Here is an 8,218-nt window from a genome sequence, read left to right as displayed (position 1 = left end):
CAGCAATAATCGTCCGGTGGCCGGGGCATGGACGCGACAAGGCGCCCAAACACAGGCCGGAAAGGGGGAAATGGATGGCTCAGACTACCACCGAGCGCCCGCCTTCGGAATGCTTGTCCCCTACTTATTCACAAAAACATCCACAGCTATTGCACAGCCCGGTGAATTCGCGTAGCTGCCAGGGGTTGACTTGGGGCGGGGTACCTCTCTAGAATTTCCGGTTCTTTCCGTCCCATTCATACGAGAGGCCCCCAATGGCCACGAAGCGCACCTACCAGCCCAGCAACCTCAAGCGTAAGCGCGACCACGGCTTCCGTGCCCGTATGAAGACCGCTGACGGCCGCAAGATCCTGTCGCGTCGCCGCGCCAAGGGCCGCAAAGTCCTGAGCGCCTGATTGCCATGCCGCACATCGCGGCAGACGCAATCCCTTCGACAGTGAATACTGCAGACCCGCGCAAGCGATTCCCTCGCTCTGCGCGGGTTCGCACGCGTGCCGAATACTCAACGGTCTTCAACGGCGCCCGCCGTGTGTCCGATCCGCTGATGACCCTGCACTGGCTGCCGGCTGACCGGCCGGCCAGGCTGGGTCTGGCGGTTTCCCGCAAGGTTGATCCGAACGCCGTCGGGCGTAACCGGATCAAGCGCGTCCTGCGCGACATCCTGCGTCAGACACGTACCGACATCCAGCCAGGCGACTTTGTCGTCGTGGCTCGTAGTGCTGCGCGTTCCGCCAGCAACGACGAAATCCGCCAGGCCTTCCTGCGCCTGCTGCGTCGCCTGCGTGCATTGCCCACGCCGGGCGTGGACGGCACAATGCCGCCGCCTGATGGCATCGCAACTCCTTCTTTGACCGAGCCGGCATCGCGTCCCGGCCCCGCCGAGCCTGTCCGCTGATGAACCAGACCCGCGTATTCCTCATTTTTGCCTGGCTGATGGTGGCCGTGCTGCTGTGGATGGAGTGGAGCCGTGAAAAGGCTGCTCCGACCCCGGCACCAACCACCACGTCGGCCCCGGCCGCCGCACAGAGTGTTCCGGGCGCGAACCCCGGCGCCATCCCCAGCGCCCAGGTGCCGGGCGCCCCCGGCCAGGCCGCCGCACAGGCCCAGGCCAGCGCTACCCCGGCCAGCCAGCGCGTGACCGTCACCACCGACGTGCTGCGCCTGGTGCTCGACGGCGGCCGCGTGCTTGATGCCGAGCTGCTGCAGTTCCCGCAGACCAAGGACGAAGGCAGCCCGCCGGTCCGCCTGCTGACTGAAGACCCCGCGCACCCGTACAGCGCGATCAGTGGCTGGGCCAGCGAAGACAAGAACACCCCGGTTCCCGGCGCTGACGGCTTCAAGCTGGTCGGTGACACCAAGGACTTCGTGCTGGCCAAGGGCCAGAACGAGCTGCAGATCCCGTTCGTGTGGACCGCCGACAACGGCGTGACCATCAAGCGCACGCTGACCGTCTCGCGCAACGAGTATGCCGTGCGCTTCAAGGATGAAGTCAGCAACGCCGGCGCCGCGCCGTGGAACGGCTACGTCTACCGCACCCTGGACCGCACCCCGACCATCCTGTCGCGGAGCATGACCAACCCGGATTCCTTCAGCTTCAACGGTGCCACCTGGTACGACAACGACAAGAAGTACCAGCGTCGTGCGTTCAAGGACTACCTGGAAGACGGCACGCTGAACCAGAACATCACCGGCGGCTGGCTGGCGATGCTGCAGCACCACTTCTTCACCGCCTGGATCCCGCAGAAGGACCAGACCGCACACTACGTGCTGTCGCAGGTGGCCGGTCGTGACCTGATCGAAGCGCGTGGCCCGGCCTTCACCGTGGCCCCGGGCCAGTCCACCAGCACCGAAGCCCGCCTGTGGGTCGGCCCGAAGCTGGTCAACCTGATCGCCAAGGAAGACGTGCCGGGCCTGGACCGCGTGGTCGACTACAGCCGCTTCTCGATGATGGCGGTGATCGGCCAGGGCCTGTTCTGGGTGCTGAACCAGGTGCACAAGCTGGTCGGCAACTGGGGCTGGGCGATTGTCGGCCTGGTGGTGCTGCTGAAGCTGGTGCTGTACCCGCTGTCGGCGACCCAGTACAAGAGCGGCGCCAAGATGCGTCGTTTCCAGCCGCGCATCGCGCAGCTGAAGGAACGCTATGGCGATGACCGCCAGAAGTTCCAGACCGCGATGATGGAGCTGTACAAGAAGGAAAAGATCAATCCGATGGGGGGCTGCCTGCCGATCCTCATCCAGATGCCGATCTTCTTCGCCCTGTACTGGGTGCTGGTGGAATCGGTCGAACTGCGCCAGGCGCCCTGGTTCGGCTGGATCCAGGACCTGACCGCACGCGACCCGTACTTCATCCTGCCGGTCATCAACGTGGCAGTGATGTGGTTCACCCAGAAGCTGACCCCGGCACCGGGCATGGACCCGATGCAGCAGAAGATGATGCAGTTCATGCCGCTGGTGTTCGGTGTCATGATGGCCTTCATGCCGTCCGGCCTGGTTCTGTACTGGGTGGTCAACGGCGGCCTGGGCCTGCTGCAGCAGTGGTGGATGACCAAGCGCCATGGCGGCGAGCCGGTCCCGGCCACCACCGCCCCGGCCCCGGTCAAAAAGAAGTAATCCGACCGGCAGGTCGCCGGCTTCGTAGAGTCGACCTTGGTCGACTGCCATTGAGCCCCGACCGACCCGCAGAAGCCCGCCGCAAGGCGGGCTTTTCGCATGCGGCGTTAGAATCGCCGGCACACCGTTCCTCCATCCATCGAGTCCGCCATGCCGCGTGCGTCGTCGTTCCGCCTGTTCCTGCCCTCGCTGTTGTTGACCCTGGTCGTTGCCGGCTGTGGCGACAAGGACGCGAAGGCACCGGTAACCGGCGTGACCCAGCCCAGCGCGCAGGCCGCGGCCGCCGCCGACCCGGCCGCCGCGCCGTTGCTGGCTGCGCTGCAGAAGCAGCTCGACGGTTACCGTCGGATCATCGTGCTGCTGGCCGACGAAGAACAGCAGTCGGCCGCCGACCGTGGCACCTCCACGCGTGTGGGCCAGCAGCTGTTCCATGATGGCCTGGAGCAACGTACGGCCATCGCCTCGCAGTTCGACACCCTGCTGCGCGGTTCGAGTCCGCAGCGCTTCGCCACCCTGGGTACCGTGCTGGACTACATCGAGTCGGCGCCGGAACTGTTCGATGCCGACCGCTTGGCCTTCCGCGAAGTGCTGCGTGATCTGCATGAGCGCATTGGCACGGATTCGTCGCTGCCGGCGGTGAAGCTGCATCAGCGCATCGGCGAGGACCTGGAGGCGCTCGATGAGATCGAACGCAACTACAACCAGGAACTGACCCGCATCTTCAGCCGCTTCGAGCGCACCCGTGCCATCGAGCTGAAGCGTGAGAAGTGGGACGATTACATCGCGCACCTGCACAAGGACTACAGCCGCGAAGCGATCCTGCGCGACTACGGGGTGATCGAGCCGTACCCGATGTCCATGAAGGACAGCGACCGCGAAATCTTCGGCCGCGACCTGCCGGCCAAGACCGTGGTGCTGACCTTCGACGATGGCCCGCACAAGGCCTACACCGATGAAGTGGTGGCCATCCTCAAGCGCTACGACGTGCCGGGCGTGTTCTTCGAAGTGGGCCGCAACCTGGGCAAGGTCGAGGCCGATGGCAAGGTCAGCCTTGGCCCGATGGCCAAGATCAGCCGCAACCTGATGGAGGAGGGCTATGCGGTCGGCAACCACAGCCTGACCCACGCGCAGCTGTCGCGCACCACCGGCGATGCGCTGCGCCAGCAGGTGCTGGACACCGACACGTTGCTGAAGGACGTCGATAGCAAGCGCGCGCCCCTGTTCCGCTTCCCGTATGGCGCGCGCAACGCCGAAGGCCTGCAGCTGCTCAACGAAGCCGGACTGAAGTCGATCATGTGGAACATCGACTCGATGGACTGGGCCGACCCGGTACCGGAGTCGATCGTGCAGCGCGTGCTCGACCAGGTGAACAAGGAACAGCGCGGCATCATCCTGTTCCACGACATCCACGATCGTGCGGTGAAGGCGCTGCCGCAGATCCTCGACCGGCTGATCGCCGATGGCTACCAGTTCGCCGGCTGGAATGGCCGCGACTTCACCGTCGCCCGTGCGCGAAAGGGCGACGCCGGTGCCGCCACCGTCACCACCGGCTACGAGAAGTCGTGGGCGATCGTGGTCGGCATCGACACCTACGCCAAGTGGCCGAAGCTGGAATACGCCAGCCATGATGCTCAGGCAGTGGCCGATACCTTGACCGGGCAGTTCGGCTTCCCGTCCTCGCAGGTGATCGTGCTGAAGAACGAGCAGGCCACCCGCAACAATATCCTGGCCGCCTTCCACGACCGCCTGGCCGACGACCGCACCGGCAAGAACGATCGCGTGTTCGTGTTCTTCGCCGGTCATGGCGCGACCCGCCAGCTCGCCTCCGGGCGCGACCTCGGCTACATCATTCCGGTCGATTCGGATCCGAAGGAATTCGCCACCGACGCGATCGCGATGACCGACATCCAGAACATCGCCGAAAGCATGCAGGCCAAGCATGTGATGTTCGTGATGGATGCCTGCTACAGCGGCCTGGGCCTGACCCGTGGCGGTCCCTCGTCGTCGTCGTTCCTGCGCGAGAACGCGCGACGCAGCGCGCGGCAGATGCTGACCGCCGGTGGTGCCGACCAGCAGGTGGCCGACGCCGGCCCGAACGGCCACTCGGTGTTCACCTGGGTGCTGCTGCAGGCATTGGCCGGCAAGGGCGACCTCAACGGCGATGGGCTGATCACCGGTACCGAACTGGCCGCCTACGTGGCGCCGGCGGTCTCGGCGGTCTCGCACCAGACCCCGGCCTTCGGCAGCCTGCCCGGTTCGCAGGGCGGCGAGTTCGTGTTCCAGGTGCCGGACAGCCAGGAATTCCTCAACGCCGATACGCGCCAGCTGACCGCCGATGCGATCGCGCTGAACAACAAGGTTGATGCTGCCAGCGAAGCAAAGGGCAGCCAGGCGCCGGTGACCGTGGCCGACCTGCAGGGCGGCAAGGCCAAGCTGGTGGTGCCCACCGCCGGCCCGGCGTCCGACCGCCAGCGCGCGCAGCAGGCCAATGACCGTGGCCTGCAGCTGTACCGCGAGAAGCAGTACGACGAAGCGGTAGCCCAGTTCACCGAGGCGCTGAAGCTGCGCCCGGACTTCGCCCAGGCCGCCAACAACCTCGGCTTCGTCTACTACCGCCAGCAGCGCTATGCCGAAGCGGCGCGCTGGCTGGAGAACACACTGAAGATCGACCCCTCGCGCGCCGTGGCCTATCTCAACCTGGGCGACGCCTACTTCAACGCCGGCGACAAGGCCAAGGCCAAACAGGCCTACACCACCTACCTGGCCCTGCAGCCGCAGGGCAGCGGCGCGGCCCAGGCACGTGCGCAGCTGGAGAAACTCTGAGCCATGAACGACGCGATCCGCACCGACACCATCGTGGCCATCGCCAGTGCGCCCGGCGCGGGTGGTGTTGGCCTGCTGCGCCTGTCCGGCCCGCGTGCCGCAGCGATTGCCAATGCGCTGGGTGCACCTGCACTGCGCCCGCGCCACGCGCACTACGCGCGCCTGCGTGATGCCGACGGCGAGGTCATCGACGATGGCATCGTGCTGTGGTTCCCGGCACCGAACAGCTTCACCGGCGAAGAGGTGGTGGAACTGCAGGGCCATGGCAGCCCGGTGCTGCTGCAGCAGCTGGTCGCGCGCTGCATCGCGCTCGGTGCGCGCCAGGCGCGGCCGGGTGAGTTCAGCGAACGGGCGTTCCTCAACGGCAAGCTGGACCTGGCCCAGGCCGAGGCCATCGCCGACCTGATCGCCGCGGGCGACAACCGTGCCGCGCGCGCTGCACGCCGTTCGCTGGATGGTGTGTTCTCGCGCCGCATCGACGCGGTGGTCGAGCAGTTGGTGCTGCTGCGCATCCATGTGGAAGCAGCGATCGACTTCGCCGACGAACCGCTGGATACGCTTGGTGGGGCACAGGTGCGGCGTGGCCTGGAGCAGGCGCGCGGCGATCTTGCCCTGCTGCGGCGGGATGCCGAGCGCGGCCGCCGCCTGCGCGATGGCCTGCATGCGGTGCTGATCGGGCCGCCGAATGCCGGCAAGAGTTCATTGCTCAATGCGCTGGCCGGCAGCGAACGCGCCATCGTCACCGACATCGCCGGCACCACCCGCGACACCCTGCGCGAGACCATCCGCCTGGACGGCCTGGAGCTGACCCTGGTCGACACCGCCGGCCTGCGCGACGGCGGCGACGCCATCGAACGCGAAGGCATGCGCCGCGCGCATGTGGAAATCGAGCGTACGGACCTGGCGCTGATCGTGCTGGATGCGCGCGATCCAGCGGCCGGCGAAGCGGCGCTGGGCGATGCCGTGGCGGCGGTGCCGCACAAGGTCTACATCCACAACAAGTCGGATCTGCTGACGGCGCTGCCGACGCTGGACGATCCGGACCGCGTGTTCGTTTCGGCCGCCACCGGCGCCGGGCTCGACGATCTGCATGCGCGTCTGCGTTCGATTGCTTCGGCCGGGGCAGGGGAGCAGGTGGATGGCGAGTTTACCGCGCGCACGCGGCATGTGGATGCAATCGAGCGTGCGCAGGAGCACGCGCAGCGCGCCGACGGCGAGCTGGCGCACGAGCACCTGGAGCTGGCCGCCGAGGAACTGCGGCTGGCGCATGACGCGCTGGGCGAGATCACCGGGCAGATGAGTGCCGATGACCTGCTGGGCAGGATCTTCTCCAGCTTCTGCATCGGCAAGTAAGGCGGAGCTCTGGTAGGTGCCAACCTTGGTTGGCACAGGGCGTCCGGGTCATCGACGCCCGCTGGCAGAGCGCCGACCAAGGTCGGCGACTACCAGATACATGGGTCGGAGCCCCTGCGGGGATCCGACCCCAGGTCCCCCACCTGTCACATTGCCGCCGCATACTGACGCCCATCACATACCGCTTGGGGAAGTCGCAGTGAAGTCGTGGGGTTGTGCGTTGCTGTTGTCGCTGGCCGTGGCACCATCGGTGGCCATGAGTGCTGAATCCTCCACCCCGGCCGCGCACAAGGTGTCGGTCTATGGCCACCGCGGGGCAAGCGCACTGCTGCCCGAGCACACCCTGGCGGCCTATGCGCAGGCCATCGCCGATGGCGCCGACTACATCGAACCGGACCTGGTCATGACCAAGGACGGGGTGATGGTGGCCCGCCACGAGAACGAGATCAGTGGCACCACCGATGTCGCCTCGCATCCCGAATTCGCCAGCCGCCGCACCAGCAAGGTCATCGACGGGCAGAAGGTCGATGGCTGGTTCACCGAAGACTTCACCCTGGCCGAGCTGAAGACGCTGTACGCACGTGAGCGCCTGCCGGAACTGCGCAGCACCGCCTACGATGGCCAGTTCCGCATTGCCAGCCTCGACGAGATCCTTGCCTTCCTGGTGCAGCAGGCCGGCCGTGCCAACCGCGGCATCGGCCTGGTGCCGGAGATCAAGCATCCGACCTACTTCCAGTCGATCGGCCTGCCGATGGAAGACAAGCTCCTGACCGCGCTGCGCGGCAACGCCTATACCAACGTCGGGCCGGTCACCATCCAGTCGTTCGAGACCGCCAACCTGCGCTACCTGCGCGGCAAGATCGGGCGGGGCAGCAACATCCGCCTGCTGCAGCTGCTGTGGAAGGGCGATACCCAGCCGGCCGACATCGCCAAGGCCGGTGGCAAGCTGACCTACGCGCAGATGATGACGCCGGCCGGACTGAAGGACATTGCCAGCTACGCCGACAGCATCGGCCCGGAGCTGCGCTCGATCATTCCGCTGGACGCCAAGGGTGCACTGGGGACACCGACCACGCTGGTACAGGACGCACATGCAGTGGGCCTGATGGTGATTCCGTATACCTTCCGCCCGGAGAACCATTTCCAGGCCAGCAATCTGCGCAAGGGCGCCGACAACGCGCGCAATGCAGAGGGGTCGGTTGCCGAGATGCGCGCCTACCTGGCCACCGGCATCGATGCCTTCTTCACCGACGACCCGGCACTGGGCCGGCAGGCGGTGGATGGGATGGGCGCGGCGGGGAATGCGGCGAACTGACCGGCCAATGCCGCCGGGCATGGCCCGGCGCTACCGGATGTGACGGAATGCTCTGGTAGTTGCCAACCTTGGTTGGCATGCAGCAGGAGCGCCGACCAAGGTCGGCCACTATCGGTT

General features: G+C 66.5%; 6 protein-coding genes. All 6 read left to right on the top strand.

Translation table 11 applies throughout. The annotated features are described in order from the left end of the window. Positions 1 to 254 precede the first annotated feature (254 nt). The 6 genes from rpmH (at position 255) to MG068_RS20975 (ending at position 8,101) form a co-directional block, all read left to right on the top strand. Positions 255 to 395 carry a 50S ribosomal protein L34 gene (gene rpmH, locus MG068_RS21000; RefSeq protein WP_005411729.1) on the top strand — a complete coding sequence of 47 codons (141 nt, stop codon included), beginning with the start codon at positions 255 to 257 and terminating at the stop codon, positions 393 to 395. A gap of 5 nt (positions 396 to 400) precedes the next feature. Continuing rightward, positions 401 to 895: a ribonuclease P protein component gene (gene rnpA, locus MG068_RS20995; protein ID WP_021203275.1), complete on the top strand. Its 495-nt coding sequence runs from the start codon at positions 401 to 403 to the stop codon at positions 893 to 895. Next, entirely contained in the window at positions 895 to 2,610 is a 1,716-nt protein-coding gene (yidC, locus tag MG068_RS20990; protein ID WP_005414969.1) for a membrane protein insertase YidC, read from the top strand. The genes rnpA and yidC overlap by 1 nt, the downstream gene beginning before the upstream one ends. Before the next feature lie 150 nt (positions 2,611 to 2,760). Next, positions 2,761 to 5,433, top strand: coding sequence for a polysaccharide deacetylase family protein (locus tag MG068_RS20985; RefSeq protein ID WP_132811088.1), 2,673 nt, complete (start codon positions 2,761 to 2,763; stop codon positions 5,431 to 5,433). A 3-nt stretch (positions 5,434 to 5,436) separates the two neighbouring features. Beyond that, positions 5,437 to 6,786 carry a tRNA uridine-5-carboxymethylaminomethyl(34) synthesis GTPase MnmE gene (gene mnmE / locus MG068_RS20980; RefSeq protein ID WP_132811087.1) on the top strand — a complete coding sequence of 450 codons (1,350 nt, stop codon included), beginning with the start codon at positions 5,437 to 5,439 and terminating at the stop codon, positions 6,784 to 6,786. Positions 6,787 to 6,985: 199 nt separating this feature from the next. Continuing rightward, on the top strand, positions 6,986 to 8,101 hold the full coding sequence (locus tag MG068_RS20975) for a glycerophosphodiester phosphodiesterase (protein WP_132811086.1): 1,116 nt from the start codon (positions 6,986 to 6,988) through the stop codon (positions 8,099 to 8,101). Positions 8,102 to 8,218: the final 117 nt, after the last annotated feature.

It is taken from the genome of Stenotrophomonas sp. ASS1, from assembly GCF_004346925.1.
Lineage (GTDB): Bacteria > Pseudomonadota > Gammaproteobacteria > Xanthomonadales > Xanthomonadaceae > Stenotrophomonas > Stenotrophomonas maltophilia_A.
The sequence above is the reverse complement of the archived record's forward strand: the minus strand, read 5'-3'. Positions and strand labels throughout refer to the sequence as shown.

Coding starts and splice junctions, on each gene's coding strand:
- rpmH (WP_005411729.1), top strand. CDS start 255: ATGGCCACGAAGCGCACCTACCAGCCCAGCAACCTCAAGCGTAAGCGC.
- rnpA (WP_021203275.1), top strand. CDS start 401: ATGCCGCACATCGCGGCAGACGCAATCCCTTCGACAGTGAATACTGCA.
- yidC (WP_005414969.1), top strand. CDS start 895: ATGAACCAGACCCGCGTATTCCTCATTTTTGCCTGGCTGATGGTGGCC.
- MG068_RS20985 (WP_132811088.1), top strand. CDS start 2,761: ATGCCGCGTGCGTCGTCGTTCCGCCTGTTCCTGCCCTCGCTGTTGTTG.
- mnmE (WP_132811087.1), top strand. CDS start 5,437: ATGAACGACGCGATCCGCACCGACACCATCGTGGCCATCGCCAGTGCG.